Origin of the sequence: Bacillus paralicheniformis (assembly GCF_002993925.1) — a bacterium.
Taxonomy (GTDB): Bacteria; Bacillota; Bacilli; order Bacillales; family Bacillaceae; genus Bacillus; species Bacillus paralicheniformis.
Map to the genome: position 1 here is coordinate 1,741,127 of NZ_CP023665.1, position 25,143 is coordinate 1,766,269.

Genomic DNA, 25,143 nt, shown 5'->3' on the forward strand with positions numbered 1-25,143 from the left:
TATCGTCATCCGTTCGCATATAATACGTTCATAAATTGAGTGAAAAACGTTTGAGAGGGACAGACATTGATTTCTGAAAACAATGAAAGCGACCCGGGGGCGGTGTAAGCCCGGGATTGTTGGAATCGTTGTGAATCAGCCCTCAAGTTTCCTTTCTGAACCGTCCAGTAGGAAAGGACGTCCCATCACGTTACGATGTTTGAGCGGATAAGCCGAATCGGCTTGTCTAAAAGGGTGGTACCGCGAGATCAAAGCCTTCTCGTCCCTTATGGGATGAAAAGGCTTTTTTTGTTTTAGAAAAGATGTTTTGGAGGAATGGTAATGGATTATAAAGATACGCTCTTAATGCCGAAAACAGATTTTCCGATGAGAGGAAACCTGCCGAACCGTGAACCTGAAATTCAGGGAAAATGGGAAGATATGGACATTTACAGCCTCGTTCAGAAACGAACCGAAGGCCGGCCGATGTTCGTGCTTCATGACGGACCTCCGTATGCGAACGGCGATATTCATATGGGCCATGCGCTCAACAAAGTACTGAAGGACTTCATCGTCCGTTCGAGATCGATGAGCGGCTATCATGCACCGTATGTTCCGGGCTGGGATACACACGGCCTGCCGATTGAAACAGCGCTCACGAAAAACAAAAAAGTGAAGCGCAAAGAAATGACGGTAGCCGAATTCCGCAAGCTTTGCGAAGAATACGCATGGCAGCAAATCGAAGGTCAAAAGACGCAATTTAAGCGCCTCGGTGTCAGAGGAGATTGGGAAAACCCATACGTGACGCTTAAGCCGGAGTTTGAAGCGCAGCAAATTAAAGTATTCGGCGAAATGGCGAAAAAAGGCTATATTTACAAAGGGAAGAAGCCGGTTTACTGGTCCCCTTCAAGCGAATCCGCTCTGGCTGAAGCTGAAATCGAATACCATGATAAACGCTCGCCGTCTATCTATGTTGCATTCGATGTGAAAGATGGAAAAGGTGTATTAACAAACGGCGAAAAAATTGTCATCTGGACGACAACGCCGTGGACGATCCCGGCCAATCTCGGCATCGCCGTACACCCTGAATTGGAGTACAGCGTCGTTGCTGCCGGAGGCGCGCGCTATGTGATGGCAAGCGCATTGGTTGAAAGCGTGGCAAAAGCGATCGGCTTTGAAGATCATGAAGTTGTTCAGACCGTTAAAGGAAAAGACCTGGAACATATCGTCGCGGTTCATCCTTTATATGACAGAGATTCGCTTGTCATGCTCGGTGAACACGTAACAACAGATGCCGGTACAGGCTGTGTTCATACTGCTCCGGGACACGGTGAAGACGACTTTATCATCGGTCAGAAATACGGACTTGACGTGCTTTGCCCGGTTGATGAAAAAGGACATATGACGAGCGAAGCCCCTGGTTTTGAAGGACTGTTTTACGATCAGGCCAACAAACCGATTACAGAACAGCTCGAAGAAAAAGGCGCTTTGCTGAAGCTCGATTTCATCACCCACTCCTATCCGCACGACTGGAGAACGAAAAAACCGACCATTTTCCGCGCGACCTCCCAATGGTTCGCTTCTATCAAAGACTTTAGAGACGAGCTTCTTGACGCGGTGAAAGAAACAAAATGGGTGCCTGAATGGGGCGAAACGCGCCTCTACAATATGATCCGAGACCGCGGTGACTGGTGTATCTCAAGACAGCGCGCATGGGGCGTGCCGATTCCGGTATTTTATGCCGAAAACGGGGAGCCGATCATCACGGATGAAACGATCGACCACGTTTCTGAACTATTCAGGGAGCACGGTTCGAACATTTGGTTTGAAAAAGAAGCGAATGAACTGCTTCCGGAAGGCTTTACGCATCCGGGAAGTCCGAACGGCAAGTTCACAAAGGAACAGGACATCATGGATGTCTGGTTTGATTCAGGTTCGTCACATCAGGCCGTACTGGAAGAGCGCGATGATCTTGTAAGACCTGCGGACTTGTATCTGGAAGGATCTGACCAATACCGCGGCTGGTTTAACTCATCGATTTCGACAGCCGTTGCCGTAACGGGTAAAGCACCATATAAAGGCGTGCTGTCACACGGTTTTGCCCTTGATGGAGAAGGCCGCAAGATGAGCAAATCACTCGGCAATGTCGTTGTTCCGGCAAAAATCATGAATCAGTTCGGGGCCGATATTTTAAGACTGTGGGTCGCATCTGTCGACTATCAAGCAGATGTCCGCGTATCTGACGCGATCTTAAAGCAAGTCGCAGAAGTGTACCGGAAGATCCGCAACACGTTCCGTTTTCTTCACGGAAACATTGCTGATTTTGACCCGGCGAAAGATGCAATCGCTGTGGAAGAACTTCGCGAAGTCGATCAGTACATTTTGATCAAGCTGAACAGCCTTATTGAAAAAGTCAAAAAAGCATATGAAGAATATGATTTTGCGGTCATTTACCATGCTGTCCACAACTTCTGCGCGATCGAGCTCAGCTCATTCTATATGGATTTTGCCAAAGACGTCGTTTATATTGAACACGCCGATCATAAAGACCGCCGCAGCATGCAGACCGTTTTTTACGAAACGTTGCTCGGGCTTGTCAAGCTGATCGCGCCGATCCTGCCGCATACTGCTGACGAAATGTGGAGCCACTTCACATTCGTATCGGAAAAAAGCGTGCAGCTTACCGATATGCCGGAAACAAGAGACATTCCAAATGCAAAAGAGACGGAAGAGAAGTTCGACAGCTTCATGAAGCTTCGCGGCGATGTTCTTAAAGCGCTTGAAACAGCGCGTAATGAAAAGATCATCGGAAAATCTTCGGTTGCGAGCTTGACGCTGTATCCAAATGAAGAAGCAAAAGCGCTGCTTTCTTCGATCAAGGAAGACGTCAAACAGCTGTTCATCGTGTCAGAGCTTCTCATCGGCGGAACGGAAGCCGAAGCGCCTGAAGGTGCGCAGACGTTTGACACAGGAAAAATCGTCGTTGCTCAGGCAGAAGGCGAAACTTGTGAGCGGTGTCGCATGGTGTCCAAAGAAATCGGCCAGGATGCCGATCATCCGGAGCTTTGCCCTCGCTGTGCCGGAATTGTGAAGACGTATTATCAAAATTAACCACGAAGCGGTTCGGAGTTTTTCCGAACCGCTTTTAATATGCCGCCAAACCTTATCAGGCCTGCCCAGGCGTCCTGTCTGAACGCACATCCTGTGAAAGTCCGGAGAAAGGATGCCATTGCTGACATCGTTTTGTACGTCAGGAAAAATCTTTTGGGCTTGGATACCGGCTTTGTCGGTAACACTAAGGTCACAAACGATAAGAGCAGGAGTTGATGTAGGCGTGAACGATCAGCTGGCGACAATTCATACCGAACTTCTTCAAATGAAGGAAGAACTGGAAGCAAGGCTTTTTGAATACTCCTTTTTTCAGCAGGATTCTCAAGGCATCAATTCGTATCAGCAGGTAACACTTATGTATCATGTCAAAGAAGAGCTGCAGGACGTGCTTTTGGCCCTTTCAAAAATCGAAAACGGAACATACGGCATTTGCGAAGAAACGAATCAGGCAATTCCGCTGGAAAAAATGGCTATTCTGCCGACGGCGCGCACCGCGAACGATTTTTTATATCATGCCCAGTTTGAAAAAAAGACGCTTCCTATTTGGGCTGAGACGGATGAGACGTTCAACCGGGCGCTCTACTCATAACATTCTGCAAGAGGGGAGGGCTTTTGCCCTCTTGCAGGATGTCAATGAATATTCCTTTACTCCTTTTCTTTTTCTTGTTAAAATGCTTAAATGAAGAGAAACAGAAACTGGAGGAACGGTTTGTGCCTTATTACATAATTGCAGTGCTCATTATCGGTATCGATCAATTTACAAAATGGCTGGTCGTCAGCAAAATGGAGTACGGTGAAAGCATTCCCGTCATCGACGGTTTCTTTCAAATTACGTCGCACAGAAATACAGGCGCAGCATGGGGCATTTTGGCCGGACAGATGTGGTTTTTTTACATCATTACCACGGCGGTTATCATCGGCATTGTTTACTACATTCAAAAACATGCCAAAGGACAAATCCTGCTCGGAACCGCTCTCGGATTGATGCTTGGCGGTGCTGTCGGCAATTTTATCGACCGCGTGTTCAGGCAAGAAGTTGTCGATTTTATACACGTGACGATCGTCAATTATCATTATCCGATTTTCAACATTGCCGATTCATCTTTATGCGTCGGTGTCCTGCTCTTATTTATACAAATGCTGTTAGACGGAAAGAAGAAGAAGGAGCTGTAACATGGAGCATTATGATATGACCGTTCATGAAGAACATAAAGGTGAACGGATTGACAAGTACTTGACCGCAGTTGAAGCGGATTGGTCGCGGACTCAGGTGCAGCAGTGGATTAAAGAAGACCGCGTGCTGGTTAACGGAAATGCGGTCAAAGCCAATTATAAAGTTCAGGATGGGGATGCGGTGTCAGTCCATGTTCCAGAACCGGAACCGCTTGATGTCACGGCTGAACCGATGGATCTTGATATTTATTATGAGGATCAGGACGTTCTTGTCGTCAACAAGCCGCGCGGAATGGTGGTTCATCCGGCTCCCGGCCATCTGACGGGGACGCTTGTCAACGGTTTGATGGCGCATTGTGACGATCTGTCAGGCATCAACGGCGTGATGAGGCCGGGCATCGTCCACCGGATTGATAAGGACACTTCAGGTCTGTTGATGGTTGCCAAAAACGACATGGCGCATGAATCGCTCGTGAATCAGCTTGTCAACAAAACGGTGACGAGAAAATACACCGCGCTTGTCCACGGCGTCATCCCGCATGACCACGGGACGATCGACGCGCCGATCGGCAGGGATAAAAAAGACAGGCAGAGTATGACGGTCACAAGGGAAAATGGAAAGCATGCCGTCACTCATTTTGAAGTGATCGAACGGTTCGACGATTTCACTGTTGTTGAATGCCAGCTTGAAACGGGGCGAACCCATCAAATTCGCGTGCATATGAAATATATCGGTTTTCCTCTGGCGGGAGATCCGAAATACGGCCCGAAAAAGACGGTCGATTTCAACGGCCAGGTGCTGCATGCGGGCGTATTGGGATTTGACCATCCGCGTACCGGAGAATATGTTGAATTTGAGGCGCCTCTGCCTGATGACATGAAAAATCTCCTCGACAAAATTCGAAATAAACGTTGACAGACGTTTTCTTTTTTGAAATAATAAATGCAGTTAAATCAGATTCTTTAACACAGTCCAGAGAGGCTGAGAAGGATACCGGACAAGCGAATCAATGAATTCGTTTCAAGACCCCTCTCTGCCTTTATGCAGAAGGGGTTTTTGTTTTATCCTTTAAAAGATGCGGGGTGCTGGCCATGCAGGAACAAGAAAAGGCTGTTGTGCTTGACGAACAGGCGATCAGAAGGGCGCTGACAAGAATCGCCCACGAAATGATTGAACGAAACAAAGGAATGAACAACTGTATCCTTGTCGGAATCAAAACGAGAGGCATCTATCTGGCCAAACGGCTTGCCGAACGGATTGAGCAAATCGAAGGAAACAAAGTCACCGTAGGAGAGCTCGACATCACCCTTTACAGGGATGATCTCTCCAAAAAAACGTCTAATGAAGAGCCGCTTGTCAAAGGAGCGGACATTCCGGCGGACATCACCGATCAAAAGGTGATCGTCGTCGATGATGTGCTTTACACGGGACGGACAGTCAGAGCGGCCATGGATGCGCTCGTCGATGTCGGGCGGCCTTCATCCATCCAGCTCGCGGTGCTTGTCGACCGCGGCCACAGAGAGCTGCCGATCAGAGCCGACTATATCGGGAAAAACATCCCGACATCGAAAACCGAAAAGGTCATGGTTCAATTGGAAGAAGTTGACGGACGCGACCTTGCGGCGATTTATAAAAAGTGAATGACAATCCTTTTTTAAATGCATTCCAGTGAGTTTGCAAAGAGGGATAGAACGAAAGATGCCGCCTCACCATGCGGCGGATCTTTGTCTGCCTCTTTGCGCAATTTAAGCAAAGAGGCTTTTTTAATGGGCACAATCTTTTCAGGATATAAAGACATCAAAGACAGTGAGTCAACCATCAGGAGGAAAAAATATGAGTCAGAAAAAAGTGAACCTTGGTGTCAGAGAAGTACCAAAACCTTTGAATTGGATAACTTTCAGCCTGCAGCATCTGTTTGCCATGTTCGGAGCGACGATCCTCGTGCCAAAGCTTGTAGGCTTAAGCCCAGGCGTGGCCCTTATAACGAGCGGGCTAGGAACGCTTGCATATCTCTTGATTACAAAAGGACAGATCCCGGCTTACTTAGGTTCATCCTTTGCATTTATTGCCCCGATTATCGCAGCAAAAGCCGCCGGAGGCCCTGGGGCGGCCATGATCGGCGCATTTATGGCAGGCATCGCCTACGGGCTGATCGCCCTGCTCATCCAGCAGCTGGGAACGGACTGGCTGATGAGGCTCCTGCCGCCTGTTGTCGTCGGTCCGGTCATTATCGTCATCGGACTCGGGCTGGCAAGCACGGCTGTCAATATGGCCATGTATGAAGATTCGGGAGCAAAAGTGCTCATCTACAGCGCCAAACATTTTGGCGTTGCAGGATTCACACTCGCGCTCACCATAATCTGCGCGATTTTCTTAAGAGGATTTTTCAGCCTGATTCCTGTCTTGATCGGAATTATCGGCGGATACTTGTTCGCCCTGACCCAAGGCATCGTCGACTTCCAGATGGTCCTTGACGCCAAATGGTTTGCTGTTCCAGATTTCGTCATTCCGTTTGTCGACTATACGCCGAGCGCGGCGGCTGTCGGAATTGGAATCGCCATGGTGCCCGTTGCTTTCGTGACAATGTCAGAACATATCGGCCACCAAATGGTATTAAGCAAAGTCGTCGGTCAGGATTTCATTAAGAAGCCCGGGCTTCACCGCTCGATTTTCGGCGACAGTGTCGCAACGATGCTGGCATCATGCATCGGCGGACCGCCGACAACGACCTACGGAGAAAACATCGGCGTACTCGCCATCACAAGAGTATTCAGCGTATTTGTCATCGGCGGAGCGGCTGTTATTGCACTGTGCTTCGGGTTTATCGGCAAAATTTCGGCCCTGATCAGCTCTGTCCCTTCTGCAGTCATGGGAGGCGTTTCCTTCCTGCTGTTCGGAATCATCGCATCAAGCGGACTGCGCATGCTGATTGATAACAAAATTGACTTGGAAAATAAGCGAAACCTGATCATCTCATCCGTCATTCTCGTCATCGGAGTGGGCGGCGCATTTATCAAAATCTCAGGGTTCGAGCTGTCAAGCATGGCGCTTGCAGCTATCGTCGGAGTGGTTTTAAACCTTGTCCTGCCTGAATCAAAGGGAGATCAGGACGGGATTGAAATAGAAGAGCATATTTAAAAACCTTTTAAATGAAGTCCAGAGAGGCTTGAAAGGGTTACGGAGAGAGAAGTGCAAAAAAGCGCATTCTCTGGTTCACTGTACCCCAAGCCGTTGTGGCTTGGGGTTTTTTTACAGGAAATTAAAGCCTGAGGGGGAGAAAAAATGAAACACTTGACCGCAATGAATGAGCTTAGTCTTGAGGATATTCACGAGCTGATTGAAGAGGCGAGAGAGCTGAAAAAAAGGAAATTCGATTCCGTCCTCTCCGGAAAGTTTGCTGCCAATCTGTTTTTTGAACCGAGCACAAGAACGCGCTTCAGCTTCGAAGTGGCTGAAAAGAAACTCGGCATGAATGTGCTGAACCTGGACGGTGTTTCAACAAGCGTACAAAAAGGAGAATCGTTGTACGATACCGTCAAGACACTCGAATCCATCGGCGCTGATGTATGTGTGATCAGACACTCTCAGGATCATTATTACGATGAACTTATCGGACATGTCGGCATTCCGGTGATCAATGCCGGAGACGGCTGCGGTCAGCATCCCACTCAATCTTTGCTCGATTTGCTGACGATTTACGAGGAATGGGGCGGATTTGCCGGGCTGACGGTATCCATACACGGAGATATCAAACACAGCAGAGTGGCAAGATCGAATGCCGAAGTGCTGACAAGGCTCGGAGCAAAGGTTCTTTTCTCAGGTCCGGAAGAATGGCGGGATGACAACAATCCTTACGGGACATATGTGTCGCCTGATGAAGCGGTCGCAAATTCGGATGTCGTGATGCTTCTCCGAATTCAGCACGAACGTCATGAGAAAAAGGCGGCAGAACGCGATTATCTTGAAACTTTCGGACTGTCGCTGAAGCGGGCGGAGCTCCTGAAAAAAGACGCGGTCATCATGCATCCTGCGCCTGTTAACAGAGGCGTCGAGATTGACAGTGCGCTGGTCGAATCCACTCAGTCGAGAATTTTCAAACAAATGGAAAACGGTGTATATATCAGAATGGCGGTTTTAAAAAGAGCGCTTCTAAACGGCGAAAACAAAAAAAGGGGAGATCAGGCTTATGTCTTATTTAATTAAAAACGGCTTCATACTCGACGAAAAAGGTGAAAAAGTACAGTGCGACATCAGGGTTGAAGGCGATGGAATCAGCGAAATCGGAAGCCTTGAGGCCGCTTTGGGAGAAACGGTCATCAATGCGGATGGGCTTTTCGTCTCGCCGGGGCTTGTTGACCTTCACGTTCACTTCAGAGAGCCGGGCGGCGAGAAGAAAGAAACGATCGAAACAGGTGCAAAAGCCGCGGCAAGAGGCGGGTTTACAACTGTCGCCGCAATGCCGAATACGCGGCCTGTCCCCGATACGAAAGAGCAGATGGAGTGGCTCGTCAACCGCATTGACGAAACGGCATCTGTCAGAGTGCTGCCGTACGCTTCCATCACCATCAGACAAACAGGTCAGGAAATGACCGACTTCGAAGGGCTAAAAGACGCAGGTGCGTTTGCGTTTACTGATGACGGCGTCGGCGTTCAAACGGCGGGGATGATGTATGAAGCGATGAAAAAAGCGGCTTCGATCGATAAAGCAATTGTCGCCCACTGTGAAGACAATTCACTGATCTACGGCGGCAGTGTCCACGATGGGAAATTTGCCAAAGCCAACGGTTTAAACGGGATTCCTTCGATATGCGAAGCCGTTCACATCGCAAGGGACGTTCTTCTGGCCGAAGCGGCAGGCTGCCATTACCATGTCTGTCATATCAGCACGAAGGAATCGGTCAGGGTCGTCCGCGACGCCAAAAAAGCGGGAATCCGTGTGACAGCGGAAGTGACGCCTCACCATCTGCTCCTTTCAGACAGCGACATTCCCGGTCTTGATACAAATTATAAAATGAATCCGCCGCTCAGAAGTCCGGAAGACAGAGAAGCGCTCCTTGAGGGGCTTACAGACGGAACAATCGATTTTATCGCTACGGATCATGCCCCTCATACAGAAGATGAAAAACAACAGACAATGAGCCTGGCGCCATTTGGGATTGTCGGCTTGGAGACGGCTTTTCCGCTTCTTTACACGCACTTTGTCAAAACGGGAAACTGGACGCTGAAACAGCTCCTCGATTATATGACGGTCAAACCTTGCGAGGCGTTCGGACTTCCTTACGGTAAGCTTGAAGCCGGACGGTCCGCGGATATTACGCTGATAGATCTTGAACGCGAAGAAAAAATTGATAAAAACACCTTTCTTTCTAAAGGGAAAAACACGCCGTTTGACGGCATCAGCTGCTTCGGCTGGCCGGTTATGACAATGGCAAAGGGAAAACTCGTTTACCAAGAGGGGAGACTTGTAAAATGAAAAGACGTCTTGTACTAGAAAACGGAACAATTTTTGAAGGGGAAGCTTTCGGCAGCCTGGAAAACACCATGGGAGAAGTCGTCTTCAACACGGGGATGACAGGCTATCAAGAAATCCTCTCAGACCCGTCATACTGCGGACAAATTGTCACACTGACCTACCCGCTGATCGGGAACTACGGAATCAACAGAGACGACTTTGAATCTATCACCCCTTATGTGAAAGGGTTTATCGTAAAAGAGTTATGTCAACTTCCGTCAAACTGGCGCTCTGCTTATACCCTTGATGAATATTTAAAAATGAAAAACATCCCGGGACTCTCGGGAATTGACACGAGAAAGCTGACAAGAATGATCAGAACGGCAGGTACGCTGAAAGGGGTTTTTGCCGGCCAGGAAGAAGATGCTGAGGCTTTGGTTCAAAAGCTGAAAGAAACGAACCTTCCGACCGATCAGGTCAGCCAAGTTTCAACAAAAACGGCATATCCGAGCCCTGGGAGAGGGAAGCGAATCGTGCTTGTCGATTTCGGAATGAAGCACGGCATCTTAAGAGAGCTGAACAAGCGCAAATGCGATGTGATCGTCGTTCCTCACAATGTAACGGCAGAAGAAGTGATGCAGCTGAAGCCTGACGGCGTAATGCTGTCAAACGGACCCGGAGATCCAACGGACGTACCCGAAGCAATTGCCATGATTCAAAACATTCTCGGCAAGGTTCCATTGTTCGGCATCTGTCTCGGCCATCAGCTGTTTGCCCTCGCCTGCGGAGCAAAGACGGCGAAAATGAAATTCGGACACCGCGGTTCCAACCATCCGGTTAAAGAGCTTGCAACCGGGAGAGTATCAATTACGGCTCAAAACCACGGCTATACCGTATCGACCGTTGAAAACACGCCGCTTGAAGTGACGCATGTGGCGATTAATGATGACACAATCGAAGGGCTTAAACATAAACACGAACCGGCTTTCACGGTTCAATACCATCCGGAAGCTTCACCGGGACCGGAAGACGCCAACCATTTATTTGATCAATTTTTACACATGATTGAAACCACAGAGAAAGAAGGGGAAGCGGTATGCCTAAACGCGTAGATATCAAAAAGATTTTGGTGATCGGATCAGGGCCGATTATTATCGGGCAGGCGGCGGAATTTGATTATGCGGGTACACAGGCCTGCCTCGCTTTAAAAGAAGAAGGCTATGAAGTGATTCTCGTCAACTCGAATCCGGCGACGATCATGACGGATACGGAAATGGCCGACCGCGTATATATCGAACCGCTGACGCTTGAATTCTTAACACGTATCATCCGCAAAGAGCGGCCGGACGCCATTTTGCCGACATTGGGCGGGCAGACGGGCCTCAACTTGGCGGTCGAACTGTCCGAGCACGGCATCCTGGCTGAGTGCGGTGTTGAAGTGCTCGGCACGAAATTGGCGGCGATCCAACAAGCGGAGGACCGCGACTTGTTCAGAAGCCTGATGAATGAGTTGAATGAACCGGTTCCGGAAAGCGAGATCATCCACTCGCTCGAGGAAGCGCGCGAGTTCGTCGAGCGCATCGGCTTCCCCGTCATCGTCCGGCCGGCATACACGCTCGGCGGAACAGGCGGAGGCATCTGCTCAAACGAAGACGAGCTGAAGGAAATTGTTGAAAACGGCTTAAAAATGAGCCCGGTTCACCAATGTCTGCTTGAAAAGAGCATCGCCGGCTACAAAGAAATCGAGTATGAAGTCATGAGAGACTCGAGCGATCACGCGATCGTCGTCTGCAATATGGAAAACATCGATCCGGTCGGGATTCATACCGGGGACAGCATCGTTGTAGCGCCGAGCCAGACGTTGAGCGACCGCGAATACCAAATGCTTCGCAATGTATCGCTGAAAATCATCCGCGCGCTTGAAATCGAAGGCGGCTGTAATGTTCAGCTGGCGCTTGACCCGGACAGCTTTCAGTACTACATCATCGAGGTAAACCCGCGGGTCAGCCGTTCATCAGCGCTTGCCTCAAAAGCGACGGGCTATCCGATCGCAAAGCTTGCCGCTAAAATTGCCGTCGGTTTGTCTCTTGACGAAATGATGAATCCTGTGACAGGAAAAACGTACGCGTCTTTCGAACCTGCACTCGACTATGTCGTTTCAAAAATACCGCGCTGGCCGTTTGATAAATTCGAATCGGCAAACCGCAAGCTCGGCACGCAGATGAAAGCGACAGGCGAAGTGATGGCGATCGGAAGAACGTGGGAGGAATCTCTCCTGAAAGCGGTCCGTTCTCTTGAAGCGGATGTCTATCACCTGGAGCTGAAAGATGCTGGTGAGATCTCGAATGAAGTGCTTGAAAAACGGATTAAAAAAGCGGGAGACGAACGTCTCTTTTACTTGGCCGAAGCGTTTAGAAGAGGATACACGGTCAGCGATCTCCACGAATTTTCGGCAATTGACCTGTTCTTCCTGCACAAGCTTGAGGGAATCATTCGCTTTGAAGAAAAGCTGAAAGCCGGGCGCGGCGACCTAGGTCTTTTGAAAGAAGCGAAAGAGCTCGGTTTTTCAGACCGCTTCATCAGCCTTCTCTGGGAGATGCCTGAAAGAAAGCTTTATGATCTTAGAAAAGAAACAGGCATCACGCCTGTTTATAAAATGGTTGATACATGTGCGGCCGAATTTGAATCGGAGACACCTTATTTCTACAGCACATATGAAGAGGAAAACGAATCGGTCAGAACAGACAAAAACAGCGTTATCGTTCTTGGCTCCGGCCCGATCCGGATCGGCCAGGGGGTCGAATTCGATTATGCGACTGTGCATTCGGTTTGGGCGATCAAAGAAGCCGGCTATGAAGCAATCATTATTAACAACAATCCTGAGACGGTTTCAACGGATTTCAGCATCTCCGACAAGCTCTACTTTGAGCCGCTTACTGTTGAAGATGTCATGCATATCATCGATTTGGAGCAGCCGAAAGGCGTCGTCGTTCAGTTTGGCGGACAGACTGCGATCAACCTTGCCGACGAGCTCGCGGAGCGGGGCGTCGCCATTCTTGGAACATCCCTTGAGGATTTGGACCGCGCCGAGGACCGCGACAAGTTCGAACAGACGCTTGAAACGCTGCATGTGCCTCAGCCGCTCGGAAAAACGGCGACATCTGTGGAAGGCGCTGTTGAAATCGCAGCCAACATCGGCTATCCGGTGCTTGTCCGCCCATCGTATGTACTTGGGGGGCGTGCGATGGAGATCGTCTACCATGAAACAGAGCTTCTCCATTATATGAAGAATGCAGTGAAAATCAATCCGCAGCACCCTGTCTTGATCGATAAATATTTGACCGGAAAGGAAATTGAAGTGGATGCGATTTCTGACGGTGAAACGGTCGTCATTCCGGGGATTATGGAGCACATTGAACGGGCCGGCGTCCACTCGGGGGATTCGATTGCCGTTTACCCGCCGCAATCCCTTTCAGAGGACATCAAGAAAAAGATTGAAGCATACACGATTAAGCTTGCAAAAGGCTTAAACATCGTCGGCCTGCTCAACATTCAGTTTGTCCTTTCAAAAGATGAGGTTTACGTCCTTGAAGTCAACCCGAGATCGAGCCGCACGGTGCCGTTTCTCAGCAAAATCACCGGCATTCCGATGGCCAATCTCGCAACAAAAGTGATTCTCGGCGGGAAGCTTGCCGATATGAGCTATGCTGAAGGCCTTCAAAAAGAGCAGGAAGGCGTATATGTGAAAGTGCCGGTCTTCTCGTTTGCAAAGCTGAGGAGAGTGGATATCACGCTCGGACCGGAAATGAAATCGACCGGGGAAGTCATGGGCAAAGACAGCACTTTGGAAAAAGCGCTGTACAAAGGACTGATCGCTTCAGGCATCCAAATTCCGAATTACGGCTCTGTTCTCCTGACAGTTGCTGATAAAGATAAAGAGGAAGGTCTATTGATCGCCAAGCGGTTCCATGCGATCGGCTATAAAATATTGGCTACGGAAGGAACGGCCGGCTATTTAAGAGACGCATCCGTACCTGTTAAAACCGTCGGGAAAATCGGCGAAGAAGGCACAAATCTCCTTGATGTCATTCGAAACGGGGAAGCGCAGTTCGTCGTCAATACGCTGACAAAAGGGAAGCAGCCGGCAAGGGACGGCTTCAGAATCAGACGCGAATCCGTTGAAAACGGCGTTGCCTGCCTGACATCCCTTGATACGGCGGAAGCGATTTTGCGGGTGCTTGAAAGCATGAGCTTCCGCGCCGATCATATGCCGGCGATTAGAATTGAGCAAAAGGCGGCCGTCAGATGAGAAAAGGGTATATGACAGTCCGTTCAAACAAGTGTATCGCGGATCATATTTATCAAATGGTACTGGAAGGGGAGATTGCCGAAGTTTGCGGCGCTCCCGGCCAGTTTCTTCACATCAAGGTCTCAGATTCCCTCACGCCGCTTTTGAGGCGGCCGATCAGCATCGCCGACATTAACAGAGCCGCCCGGCAGGTGACCATCATCTTTCGCAAGGATGGGGAAGGCACGAGTCTCCTGTCTTTAAAACAGGAAGGAGATCAGATCGATGTCCTTGGTCCGCTCGGCAACGGTTTTCCGGCTGAATCGCTTGAACCGGGGAAAACGGCTCTTCTTGTCGGAGGGGGGATCGGTGTTCCGCCGCTTTACGAGCTGAGCAAACAGCTGACAAATAGAGGGGTGCACGCGATCCATGTGTTAGGATTTGCTTCTGCAAAAGACGTCTTTTACGAACAGGAATTCAGCCGTTTCGGGCGTGTGTATGTGGCAACCGCAGACGGCACCCGCGGTTCAAAGGGATTTGTTACAGATGTCATTGAAAACGAGGGGCTTCAGTTTGACTGCATAATGGCCTGCGGACCGACGCCGATGCTGAAAGCTTTAAAACAGCGCTATCCGGATAAAGAGGTTTATCTGTCAATGGAAGAGCGCATGGGATGCGGGATCGGCGCTTGCTTTGCCTGTGTCTGCCATACGGAAGAAAGCGAAACATCTTATGTGAAGGTATGCCTTGATGGTCCTGTTTTCAAAGCCCAGGAGGTGCTGTTATGATGCTCGAAGTCAATTTGCCGGGCCTTCAATTGAAAAATCCGATCATGCCGGCTTCAGGCTGCTTCGGATTCGGGAGAGAATTTGCGAACTTTTACGATCTTTCACGTCTCGGTGCGATCATGATTAAAGCGACGACGAGCGAACCGCGCTTCGGGAATCCGACGCCGCGCGTCGCCGAGACGCAAGCCGGCATGCTTAATGCCATCGGTCTGCAAAATCCGGGTTTAGAGGCTGTCATGGAACACGAATTGCCGTGGCTCGAACAGTTCGATACACCGATTATCGCCAATGTCGCCGGCTCGCAGATCGACGATTATGTTGAAGTGGCTGAAGAAATCAGCAAAGCGCCGAATGTTCATGCGCTCGAGCTGAATATTTCCTGTCCTAACGTGAAAACGGGAGGGATCGCCTTCGGTACGCAGCCGGAAATGGCCAGTGAGCTGACGAAAGCGGTGAAAGAGGTTGCGAGCGTTCCCGTCTATGTGAAGCTGTCGCCGAATGTCGCGAATATTACCGACATCGCTCTTGCCATAGAAGAAGCGGGAGCGGACGGTTTGACGATGATCAACACCTTGATCGGGATGCGGCTCGACTTAAAAACGGGAAAGCCGATCTTGGCGAACAAAACCGGCGGATTATCAGGCCCTGCTGTTAAACCGGTGGCCATCAGAATGGTGCATGAAGTCAGCCAAAAAGTCAGCATTCCGATCATCGGCATGGGCGGTGTCCAGTCAGCGGAAGATGTGCTTGAGTTTTTGCTGGCGGGTGCGAGCGCAGTCGCCGTCGGCACCGCAAACTTTGTTAATCCGTTTGTTTGTCCCGAAATCATCGCCGATTTGCCGCGCGTTTTAGAAAAATACGGATACCGTTCGTTGAACGAGTGTATCGGAAGGAGCTGGAAGGATGAAACATACGCCGCCCATCATCGCGCTTGATTTTGCATCAGCACAGGAAACATATGCGTTTTTGGACCGGTTTCATGGAGAAGAGCTTTTCGTGAAGGTGGGCATGGAGCTTTTTTATCAGGAAGGGCCGGCCATCCTTGAAAAGTTACAGGAGCGCGGCTGCCGCATTTTCCTTGATCTAAAATGCCACGACATTCCAACGACCGTATACAAGGCGATGAAAAGGCTGGCGGGGTTTGGCGTCAGCCTTGTCAATGTGCACGCAGCAGGCGGAAAGCAAATGATGGAGTCGGCGCTTGAAGGCCTTGAAGCGGGGACTCCGGCAGGCCGAAAACGCCCTTCATTAATTGCTGTGACCCAGCTGACAAGCACGTCTTCAGTAATGCTTCAGCAAGAGCTGCTGATTGAAACGCCGCTTCTCGATACAGTTGTTCACTACAGCAAGTTGGCTAAAGAAAGCGGACTTGACGGTGTCGTCTGCTCCGTCCATGAAGCCGAACACATTTACCGGGCCGCGTCTTTAGATTTTCTGACCGTGACACCCGGAATTCGCATGGCGGATGACAAAAACAACGACCAGGTCCGGGTGGCGACGCCTGGCTACGCAAGGGAAAAAGGCGTGTCGGCGATCGTTGTCGGCCGTTCGATTACACAGGCGGAAGATCCTGTGTCAGCCTACAGAAGAATAGGACATGAGTGGGAGGGAACCAAGGCATGAAAACAGACATTGCAAACCATTTATTAAGAATCAAAGCGGTTTTCCTGCGCCCGAACGAGCCGTTTACATGGGCGAGCGGCATCTTGTCGCCCATCTACTGCGACAATCGTTTGACGCTTTCATATCCGGAAGTAAGGGATGATATAGCTTCAGGGCTTGCCGGACTGATTCAAGACAAGTTTCCCGGAGCCGAAATGATCGCCGGTACGGCAACTGCGGGAATCCCCCATGCCGCGCTTGCCGCCGACAGGCTGAGCCTGCCGATGTGCTACGTCAGAAGCAAACCGAAGGCGCACGGCAAAGGAAACCAAATTGAAGGCGCTGTTGTAAAAGGACAAAAAGTCGTTGTAATTGAAGATTTAATTTCAACGGGAGGAAGCGTCCTTGAAGCGGCAGCCGCTCTCACAGAGGCGGGATGTGAAGTGCTCGGTGTCGCCGCCATTTTCACTTACGGGCTTCCTAAAGCTGCCGCCGCCTTCAGCGAAGCGGGCGTTGAATACCGCACGCTGACTGATTACGATACATTGACAGAGGCTGCGCTTGCCGGCGGATATATCAGCGAACAGGATGCCGCCAAACTGAAAGAATGGAAGGCGGATCCTGAAAGCAAGTCTTGGATGGATTAATGAAAAAAGCCGTATTCTCCTAATGGGAGAACGGCTTTTTTTGCGTCTTTTTGCAGATTTAAAAATAGTAAAATCGGATTATTTTTATTTTTTATTAATCCTATAAAAAAAGTCGGGTTGACTTTTGTTCGAATTGTGCTAAAATTTTAAAATAACAAAAGCAAACTTATCAAGAGCGGTGGAGGGACTGGTCCGATGAAACCCGGCAACCTGCGTGTGAAGCGTAAGGTGCTACTTCCAGCAAAATGCCCTCATTTTGAGAGATAAGGAATAGCGGAGTTCCTCGTCTTTCTTTCAAATTTGGAAGAAAGATTTTAATTTTTAGGGGCAGAGGAGGAGCTAGAAGTGAAGACAGATGAACAGCTTGAAAAGGTGATCATCAAAATGAAAGACATGCTGAAAGACATGAATTACGGATCGATCACATTCGTTGTTCAGGACGGCAAAGTCATTCAAATCGAAAAAAATGAAAAAATAAGATTGAAATAGCTGACTAGACAAACTAGAGGCGGTTTTCACAGTTTTTTTCTGCTGGAAGCCGTTTTTTTGTTGGCGAAAAAAGGGGGAACCGAAAATTTTTACTTACAGCACATGGGAAGAACCAAATATCTCTTTTCAGGAAGATGACTCTTATAAAGGAGCGCTGTCCGTCTTGAAATGGGCGTACGGACATTACGGAAATCAGCTTGTATATGCGTGCAGCTTCGGAATTGAGGGAATCGTCCTGATCGATTTGATTTATAAGGTGAAAAAAGATGCGGTCATCGTTTTCCTTGATACGGGATTTCATTTTAAAGAAACGTATGAAACGATCGACGCTGTCAAAGAACGATATCCAGGCCTTCAGATTATCATGAAAACACCGGAGCTTACCGTCGAAGAGCAGGCGAAAGAATATGGGGACGAACTATGGAAGACCGCTCCGAATTCCTGCTGTGAAATGAGGAAGGTCATTCCTCTCCGCGAGACGCTTTCAGGCTACCCGGCGTGGCTGTCGGGCCTGCGCCGCGAGCAATCGCCCGGGCGGAGCAAAACGAATTTTTTGAACAAAGATGAAAAATTCAAGTCTATCAAAGTTTGTCCGCTCATTCATTGGACGTGGAAGGATATTTGGAGATATGTGACAAAGCACGATCTCCCGTATAATCCGCTTCATGATCAAGGCTACCCGAGCATCGGCTGCGCTCCGTGCACCTCTCCGGCCTTTACAATGGATGATCTTCGATCAGGCCGCTGGAACGGATCGGCTAAAACAGAATGCGGATTACACGAGTAAGGAGATGAGTCATGGAACTTGCCGCCATTTTATTTAGCATGTTTTTTGCGATGAATATCGGAGCGAGCGGTGCAGCTGCTTCAATGGGAATCGCCTATGGATCTGAAGCCGTCAAAAAGAAGTTTCACGCACTAATAATCTGTGCAGCAGGCGTTCTCTCGGGCGCCGTCATCGGCGGAGGAAACGTCGTGAAAACGATCAGCTCAGGCATCATTCCCGAACGGGTGATTTCGCTTGAAATCGTCTGCATTATTATCGGCTCGGCGGCACTGTCGCTCTTTATCGCAAATGTACTCGGCATCCCGCTTTCGACAAGTGAAGTGACGGTCGGATCTGTTGTCGGAGTAGGTGTTGCTTACCAGGTTTTATATGTGAAATCTTTGCTTGTCATCGTCTCATTTTGGGTCGTTGTACCAATCGTCGCTTTTACCTTTACATTTGCGATGGCAAACATCATGAAAAAAACGATCAAACGTCCAGCCTCGGGAAAGAAAGCAAAGGTTTTGGCGGTCATTCTGTTGATCACCGGGTTTTTTGAAGCCTTCTCAGCAGGCATGAACAATGTCGCAAATGCTGTCGGACCTCTGGTGGCGGCGCATGTTTTGACAGTCGGGGAAGGAACGCTCTACGGCGGACTGTTTGTCGCGCTGGGCGCCCTTTTACTGGGCAGGCGCGTTCTTGAAACAAACGGCAAAAAAATAACGAAATTTTCAAAAGGAGAGGGGATCATCCTTTCCGGAACAGGAGCCGGGCTTGTCATCATCAGTTCGATTTTCGGTTTGCCGGTTCCGCTTGCGCAAGTCACATCATCTTCTATTATAGGGATGGGAATGGCAAAAAACGGCGGCAATGTCTTTCATAAACAAGTGGTCAAAACGATGCTGAAAGTATGGGTCGTCTCGCCGTTCCTTTCATTAAGCTTGTCTTATATGCTGGTCAGCCTTTTATTAAAAGGAGACTATTATGCTCTCATCGTCGTCACAAGCGTCCTTCTGGCATCTGTCGGGACGATCAGCCTGATGAGAGCAGTCAAAAAAGAGCACAGCTCCGTCCATGAACAAGGCGGAGGAATTTAAACACAAAGTAGGGGGAAACAAGTTTATGAGTTTAGCACCACACGGCGGTGTATTGGTTAACCGCGTCAATGAAGCATACGATTTTCAACATATCGCACAGGAAATTGAACTGGATTTAATGGCTTTTTCAGATTTGGAGCTGATCGGAATCGGAGCGTACAGCCCGATCCAAGGCTTTATGACAGAGAAAGACTATCTGTCCGTTGTCGAAAATATGAGACTGTCAAGCGGCGAAGTATGGACGCTTCCGATCGCTCTGCCTGTTGACGAGCAAAAAGCTTCAAGCTTAAAAGCGGGGGACACCGTCCGCCTCACCTATAATGGGGAAACATACGGCGTCATCGAGATCGAAGACATCTATACGCCGGACAAGAAAACGGAAGCCGTCAATATCTATAAAACCGACGAACTCGAGCATCCGGGCGTCAAAAAATTGTTTGACCGCGGCAGCGTTTATGTGGGCGGGCCGATCACTCTCATTAAACGGAGTGTAAAGCAATTCCCGGCCCACACATTCGAACCTCTGGAAACAAGAAAAACATTCGCAGAACTCGGCTGGAAAACGATCGTCGGATTCCAGACGAGAAATCCGGTTCACAGAGCGCACGAATACATTCAAAAAACGGCGCTCGAGACAGTAGACGGTCTTTTCCTCAATCCGCTCGTCGGGGAAACAAAATCAGACGATATTCCGGCTGATGTCCGCATGGAAAGCTATCAGGTGCTGCTTGACGGCTACTATCCAAAAGACCGCGTCTTTCTCGGCGTTTTTCCGGCGGCGATGCGCTATGCGGGGCCGAAGGAAGCAATCTTCCATGCGCTTGTCAGAAAGAACTACGGATGTACGCATTTTATCGTCGGAAGAGACCATGCCGGAGTCGGCGATTACTACGGCACATATGAAGCGCAGGAACTGTTCGATCAGTTCGCGCCGGAAGAGATCGGCATTACGCCGCTGAAATTCGAACACAGCTTCTACTGCAATGTCTGCGGTTCAATGGCTACGGCGAAAACGTGCCCTCACAGCAAAGAACATCATGTCATTTTGTCCGGCACAAAGGTGAGGGGCATGCTGAGAAACGGCGAGTTCCCGCCGAGCACATTCAGCCGTCCAGAAGTCATTCAAACATTAATCAAAGGCTTAACGGCCGGGGTTTCTTAAGGGGGAGCATCTCTTGGTAAATAAAGATATTGTCTGGCATGAAGCGTCCATTACAAAACGGGAATATCATGAGAAAAATAAACATAAAAGCTCGATCGTTTGGCTGACGGGCTTGAGCGGTTCAGGAAAATCAACAATTGCCAATGCCGCAGCGCGTGAGTTGTTTGAACAAGGCTACCAGGTCACGGTGCTCGACGGCGACAACGTCAGGCACGGACTGAACAAGGACCTCGGGTTTTCCGATGAAGACCGGAAGGAAAACATCCGCCGGATCGGCGAGGTCGCGAAGCTCTTTGTCGAACAGGGGACGATCGTCATTACGGCGTTCATTTCCCCTTTTAAAGAAGACCGCGGGCTTGTCAGACAGCTCGTCGAGGAAGATGAGTTTCATGAAGTCTATGTGAAATGCGATTTGGCGACGTGCGAGGAGCGCGACCCGAAAGGCTTGTATAAAAAAGCGAGAAACGGAGAAATTCCATTTTTCACGGGGATCGATTCGCCTTATGAAGAGCCTGAAACGCCTGAGCTAGTCCTTGATACAGGCGCACATAATCGGGAAGAGTGCAAAAATCAGCTCGTCCAATACGTGAAAGATCAAACGAAATAAAATGCGGGTGAAATAGGAAAGTGCTGCACATGCACTTTCCTATTTCATAAAGAAAACGTTTGGTTTTTGTGATATTTTCAGGCACCAAACGCTTTCTTTATGATTTATAATGATTGAAGAAGACGTTGATCAGATCGGGGGGAGATCTAAGATGGGGAAAGTATATATCGTTGGGGCAGGTCCTGGAGACCCCGATTTACTGACGATCAAAGCTTTAAAAGCCATCCAGACAGCCGATGTCATTTTGTATGACAGGCTTGTGAATAAACAGATTTTACAGCACGCCAAGGAGGGAGCGGATCTCATCTACTGCGGAAAGCTTCCGGACTACCACATGATGAAGCAGGAAACGATCAATCATTTTCTCGTCAAGTATGCGAAAAAAGGGAAAATCGTTGTCAGGCTGAAAGGCGGCGATCCTTTCGTATTCGGCAGAGGCGGCGAGGAAGCGCAAACCCTCGCTGAACACGGAGTTGCTTATGAAATCGTGCCGGGAATCACCTCGGGGATTGCCGCCGCTGCTTATGCGGGCATTCCAGTGACACACCGGGAAGCGAGTTCAAACGTCGCTTTCGTGACAGGACATTATCAAAAAGATGAACATTTTGAAGAGAAGTGGAAAGCGCTAGCCACAGGGATCGATACGCTTGTCATTTATATGGGGATTAAAAACGTGAAGCAAATTGAAAGGCTTCTGATCGAAAACGGCAGAGATCCGTCTACCCCTGCCGCTTTCATTCATTGGGGAACGACGGACAAACAAAAAACGGTGCTTTGCACGGTTGAAACGCTTGCAGGTACAGTCGAAAGCGAAAAAATTGAAAACCCGAGCCTGATTGTCATCGGGGATGTCGTTCAATTCAGCTCACAGTTAAGCTGGTTTGAACCCGAGCTGAAAGATCCGGCATTAAGCGAGGCGCTTTAATATGAAACAAGCGATTTTATATATCGGCCACGGGAGCCGTCTGAAAAGAGCTCAAACAGAGGCAGCCGCTTTTTTGGAGAGCTGCAAAGAAACCATGTCCGCCCCCATTCAGGAAATTTCTTTTTTGGAACTGGCGGCACCGGATATCGAAACCGGTTTTAAAGCGTGTGTGGAAAAGGGCGCGACGCATATCGCGGCTGTGCCGCTTCTCCTCTTGACAGCCGCGCATGCCAAAAGGGACATCCCTGAGGAGCTTGCCCGCGCTTCTTCGCAGTATCCTTCCGTCAGCGTCACTTACGGAAAGCCGATCGGCGTCGATCAGGAAGTCGTCAAAGCGGTTTTTACAAGGATCGAAGAAACGGGGACGCCATATGAACATGCAAGAGTCGTGGTGATCGGAAGGGGGAGCTCTGATCCGGATGTCAAACGGGATGTCAATGACATTTGCGAGCGGCTGAGAGACCTCGCGCCCGTTGACGAGGTCATTCCCTGCTTTATGACAGCCTGTGAACCGCACTATCTGGATGTGTTTAAACAGCTTAAAGAACGGGACGGAAAAACGACATTTATCGTACCGTATTTGCTGTTTACCGGTATGCTGATGAACGAGATTGAAAGGGAAACCGCCAAGCTGAAAGAAACCAATCCGGACGTCGTGCTGACGGATTACCTCGGCTTCCACCCTCATGTGAAAAACGCCTTTTTGCACCGCGTTGAGGAAGCGGTTATCAACAAAGCCGGCCGCTTTGATTTTACAGGAGCATCAGATGCTGCCGCTTCACATTAACATCAAAGGCAAATCCGCAGTCATTGCAGGCGGGGGGGAGATCGCGGCGCGGCGTCTGAAAACGGTGCTGGCAGAACGTGCGTCTGCAACCGTCATCAGCCCCGAAGCATCAGAAGAGATGCTCGGATTGATCAAAGAGCACGGCATCGAATGGAAGAAGAAAAAAGCGGAACCCGGCGATTTCAAGGATGCATTTCTGATCATTCTCGCGACCGATGATCACGAGGTGAACAAGCGGATCGCCGCATCAGCTGCTCCTGATCAGCTTGTTAATGTTGCGAGTGAAGCGGAGCTTGGAAATGTATATGTTCCGAAAATAATCAACAGAGGAAACATCACCATATCCGTCTCGACAAACGGAGCCAGCCCGCGTCACACGATCAAACTGGCCGGACAGATTGAAGATTTGATCGATGATGAGCTTGTCCAAGAGATCGACGAGCTTCTCCGTAAAAGAAGAGGCCTGAACCAGTGAGGTTCAGGCCTTTTAGCATTATTTTTTCAGCTTGATGATCAAGTCTTCGTCAGGTGTTACAAAAACGGTTTGCTGGCTGTCGTAGGTGACAAAACCGGGCTTTGCGCCATTCGGCTTTTTGACATGGCGTATTTTTGTATAGTCGACAGGAACCGAAGCCGAGTTTTTCGCTTTGCTGTAATAGGCAGCGATCTGCGCTGCTTCAAGGATGGTTTGCTCGTCCGGATCGCTCGATTGGATGACGACGTGCGACCCCGGAATATCTTTCGTGTGAAGCCAGATGTGGTCGCGGGCGGCAAGTTTCATCGTCAAATATTCGTTCTGCTTGTTGTTTTTGCCGACGAGAATCGTTTCTCCTGCGCTGGATTCGTATGTTTCGAGCGTCGGCGCCTGTTTCTTCTGTTTTTTCTGGCCTCCTTGCTGTTTGGCCCGCAAATACTTTCCTTCGGCGAGCTCTTCGCGGATTTCGGTTATATCTTTCGGAGAGGCAGACGAAAGCTGCTGAATCAGCTGGTCGAAATAAGCGATTTCCTCTTCTGCTAATCTGATCTGCTCCTTCACGACTTCCACCGAATTTTTCGCTTTTTGATATTTTGTAAAATAGCTTTGCGCGTTTTCGGAAGGCGTTTTATTCGGATTGAGCGGTATCGTGATTTCTCCGCCGTTTTCATCATAGTAGTTGATGACTCTCGCCGCTTTGTCTCCTTTTTTCAGCTGGTACAGGTTCGCTGTCAACAGCTCTCCGTACAGCTGAAAATCCTTCGCGTGTTCGGACTGCTCAAGCGTTTTTTTCAGCTTTTTGATTTTGTTTTCGTTCTTTTTCTTTTCGTTTGCCGCGAAACGCTCTAAATCATGAGCCTGCTGTTTGACGCGGTCTCGCTCCGCTTTTCCGAAATAGTAGCGGTCAAGAAGTTCGCTCAGCGTATGAAAGGGTTTGTTATCGCCTTTTATATGGGTCAGCTCAAGAAGGTAAAAATATTCTTTTCCATCTTCTGTCGTGATAAGCTGGGGCTGAAAACGCCGGTTTTTGATTTCGCTGAACATCTTCGTCAAGACGTTTGGCAGTGTCGCCCTGTTGGCAAGGCCCGCACGAAAGACGGCTTCTTTCGCAAACAGAGGCGAGACGCCGGAAAAGGTATCGACGATCTGCCTGTCCAGTTTGCCTTCCTGGAAATTCAAATGGCGGAGAATATCTTCAGTTTCCGCTTCCAGCGGTGACAATTTGTTCTGGGCGGGAGGAAGAATGTAATCGTATCCCGGAAGCACGGTGCGGTAGCTGTTCACCGAAGGTGACAGGTGCTTCAAACTGTCGATGATGACATCTTTTTCTCCGTCGGTTAACACGATGTTGCTGTGCCTTCCCATGATTTCAACCATCAGCTTTCTTGTCAGCGTGTCGCCGATTTCGTTCCGGCTCCTGATATGAAAGACCATCATTCTGTCCATGCCGACTTGCTCGACTCGGTCGATAAAGCCGCCTTCCAGATGCTTCCGGAGGAGCATGCAGAACATCGGAGGGGTGCTCGGGTTGTCATAGGTTTCGTTTGTCAGGTGAACCCGCGCATAACTCGGGTGGGCGGAGAGCAGCAATTTGCGGTTCTGCCCGTTCGCTCTGATATGAAACACCAGCTCGTGCTTAAACGGCTGGTGGATTTTTGCGATTCGTCCGCCTCGAATCGTTTCATTTAATTCTTCGATCATTCCGTATGTAAAAATGCCGTCAAAAGACATATGAAAAACTCCCTTTTCTCGTTAATCCTCTTCGTAAAGCGTCTATTCAATAATTATAGCATG

The 25,143-nt window shown here is 49.3% G+C and carries 23 protein-coding genes, 1 riboswitch and 1 other annotated feature; of the genes, 22 read left to right on the top strand and 1 reads right to left on the bottom strand.

Translation table 11 applies throughout. From position 1 onward, the window contains the following. The first annotated feature begins 40 nt into the window (after nt 1-40). Nucleotides 41-270: a binding site (T-box leader), on the top strand. Nucleotides 271-321: 51 nt separating this feature from the next. The 22 genes from ileS to CP943_RS09035 all read left to right on the top strand — a co-directional run bounded on the left by ileS (nt 322) and on the right by CP943_RS09035 (nt 23,349). Then, nucleotides 322-3,090 (top strand): isoleucine--tRNA ligase, encoded by a 2,769-nt coding sequence (ileS, locus tag CP943_RS08930; protein WP_026579752.1) that lies wholly within the window; start codon nt 322-324, stop codon nt 3,088-3,090. A 223-nt stretch (nt 3,091-3,313) separates the two neighbouring features. Beyond that, a complete protein-coding gene (locus CP943_RS08935; RefSeq protein ID WP_026579751.1) occupies nt 3,314-3,679 on the top strand; it encodes a TraR/DksA family transcriptional regulator in 366 nt (121 codons plus the stop codon). A gap of 122 nt (nt 3,680-3,801) precedes the next feature. Next, nucleotides 3,802-4,263 carry a signal peptidase II gene (gene lspA, locus CP943_RS08940; RefSeq protein ID WP_023857243.1) on the top strand — a complete coding sequence of 154 codons (462 nt, stop codon included), beginning with the start codon at nt 3,802-3,804 and terminating at the stop codon, nt 4,261-4,263. Nucleotide 4,264: 1 nt separating this feature from the next. Next, complete coding sequence (locus tag CP943_RS08945) at nt 4,265-5,179, top strand: RluA family pseudouridine synthase (RefSeq protein ID WP_023857242.1); 915 nt, start codon at nt 4,265-4,267, stop codon at nt 5,177-5,179. A gap of 176 nt (nt 5,180-5,355) precedes the next feature. Beyond that, a complete protein-coding gene (gene pyrR / locus CP943_RS08950; protein WP_020451324.1) occupies nt 5,356-5,904 on the top strand; it encodes a bifunctional pyr operon transcriptional regulator/uracil phosphoribosyltransferase PyrR in 549 nt (182 codons plus the stop codon). A 193-nt stretch (nt 5,905-6,097) separates the two neighbouring features. Continuing rightward, nucleotides 6,098-7,402: a uracil permease PyrP gene (gene pyrP, locus CP943_RS08955; RefSeq protein WP_026579750.1), complete on the top strand. Its 1,305-nt coding sequence runs from the start codon at nt 6,098-6,100 to the stop codon at nt 7,400-7,402. Nucleotides 7,403-7,546: 144 nt separating this feature from the next. After that, nucleotides 7,547-8,467, top strand: coding sequence for an aspartate carbamoyltransferase catalytic subunit (locus tag CP943_RS08960; RefSeq protein WP_023857239.1), 921 nt, complete (start codon nt 7,547-7,549; stop codon nt 8,465-8,467). Next, entirely contained in the window at nt 8,451-9,737 is a 1,287-nt protein-coding gene (locus CP943_RS08965) for a dihydroorotase (protein ID WP_026579749.1), read from the top strand. Before CP943_RS08960 ends, CP943_RS08965 begins: the two co-directional genes overlap by 17 nt. Further along, nucleotides 9,734-10,828: a carbamoyl phosphate synthase small subunit gene (locus CP943_RS08970; RefSeq protein ID WP_026579748.1), complete on the top strand. Its 1,095-nt coding sequence runs from the start codon at nt 9,734-9,736 to the stop codon at nt 10,826-10,828. Before CP943_RS08965 ends, CP943_RS08970 begins: the two co-directional genes overlap by 4 nt. After that, nucleotides 10,813-14,025 carry a carbamoyl-phosphate synthase (glutamine-hydrolyzing) large subunit gene (gene carB / locus CP943_RS08975; protein WP_026579747.1) on the top strand — a complete coding sequence of 1,071 codons (3,213 nt, stop codon included), beginning with the start codon at nt 10,813-10,815 and terminating at the stop codon, nt 14,023-14,025. The genes CP943_RS08970 and carB overlap by 16 nt, the downstream gene beginning before the upstream one ends. After that, the gene (locus CP943_RS08980; protein ID WP_023857236.1) at nt 14,022-14,792 is read left to right on the top strand and encodes a dihydroorotate dehydrogenase electron transfer subunit; all 771 of its coding nucleotides are present in this window, start codon (nt 14,022-14,024) and stop codon (nt 14,790-14,792) included. The genes carB and CP943_RS08980 overlap by 4 nt, the downstream gene beginning before the upstream one ends. After that, nucleotides 14,792-15,727 (top strand): dihydroorotate dehydrogenase, encoded by a 936-nt coding sequence (locus tag CP943_RS08985; RefSeq protein ID WP_023857235.1) that lies wholly within the window; start codon nt 14,792-14,794, stop codon nt 15,725-15,727. Before CP943_RS08980 ends, CP943_RS08985 begins: the two co-directional genes overlap by 1 nt. Further along, entirely contained in the window at nt 15,696-16,415 is a 720-nt protein-coding gene (gene pyrF, locus CP943_RS08990) for an orotidine-5'-phosphate decarboxylase (RefSeq protein ID WP_026579746.1), read from the top strand. Before CP943_RS08985 ends, pyrF begins: the two co-directional genes overlap by 32 nt. Continuing rightward, nucleotides 16,412-17,041 (top strand): orotate phosphoribosyltransferase, encoded by a 630-nt coding sequence (gene pyrE / locus CP943_RS08995; protein WP_020451333.1) that lies wholly within the window; start codon nt 16,412-16,414, stop codon nt 17,039-17,041. The genes pyrF and pyrE overlap by 4 nt, the downstream gene beginning before the upstream one ends. Before the next feature lie 163 nt (nt 17,042-17,204). Beyond that, a riboswitch (SAM riboswitch) is annotated at nt 17,205-17,311 on the top strand. Between the two features lie 102 nt (nt 17,312-17,413). Beyond that, a complete protein-coding gene (locus CP943_RS09000; RefSeq protein ID WP_369878884.1) occupies nt 17,414-17,530 on the top strand; it encodes a YezD family protein in 117 nt (38 codons plus the stop codon). 85 nt (nt 17,531-17,615) lie between these two features. Beyond that, nucleotides 17,616-18,317 carry a phosphoadenylyl-sulfate reductase gene (locus CP943_RS09005; protein ID WP_023857233.1) on the top strand — a complete coding sequence of 234 codons (702 nt, stop codon included), beginning with the start codon at nt 17,616-17,618 and terminating at the stop codon, nt 18,315-18,317. Nucleotides 18,318-18,328: 11 nt separating this feature from the next. Then, complete coding sequence (locus CP943_RS09010; protein WP_020451335.1) at nt 18,329-19,393, top strand: sulfate permease; 1,065 nt, start codon at nt 18,329-18,331, stop codon at nt 19,391-19,393. A 25-nt stretch (nt 19,394-19,418) separates the two neighbouring features. Further along, nucleotides 19,419-20,555 (top strand): sulfate adenylyltransferase, encoded by a 1,137-nt coding sequence (gene sat, locus CP943_RS09015; protein WP_105980928.1) that lies wholly within the window; start codon nt 19,419-19,421, stop codon nt 20,553-20,555. 13 nt (nt 20,556-20,568) lie between these two features. Continuing rightward, a complete protein-coding gene (gene cysC / locus CP943_RS09020) occupies nt 20,569-21,162 on the top strand; it encodes an adenylyl-sulfate kinase (RefSeq protein WP_020451337.1) in 594 nt (197 codons plus the stop codon). 151 nt (nt 21,163-21,313) lie between these two features. Then, entirely contained in the window at nt 21,314-22,087 is a 774-nt protein-coding gene (gene cobA, locus CP943_RS09025) for a uroporphyrinogen-III C-methyltransferase (RefSeq protein WP_020451338.1), read from the top strand. 1 nt (nt 22,088) lies between these two features. Continuing rightward, on the top strand, nt 22,089-22,874 hold the full coding sequence (locus CP943_RS09030) for a sirohydrochlorin chelatase (RefSeq protein ID WP_026579745.1): 786 nt from the start codon (nt 22,089-22,091) through the stop codon (nt 22,872-22,874). Then, a complete protein-coding gene (locus tag CP943_RS09035) occupies nt 22,855-23,349 on the top strand; it encodes a precorrin-2 dehydrogenase/sirohydrochlorin ferrochelatase family protein (protein ID WP_025811372.1) in 495 nt (164 codons plus the stop codon). The genes CP943_RS09030 and CP943_RS09035 overlap by 20 nt, the downstream gene beginning before the upstream one ends. A gap of 18 nt (nt 23,350-23,367) precedes the next feature. Here CP943_RS09035 and CP943_RS09040 read toward each other — a convergent pair whose 3' ends face one another. Beyond that, nucleotides 23,368-25,080, bottom strand: coding sequence for an Rqc2 family fibronectin-binding protein (locus CP943_RS09040; RefSeq protein WP_105980929.1), 1,713 nt, complete (start codon nt 25,078-25,080; stop codon nt 23,368-23,370). Nucleotides 25,081-25,143: the final 63 nt, after the last annotated feature.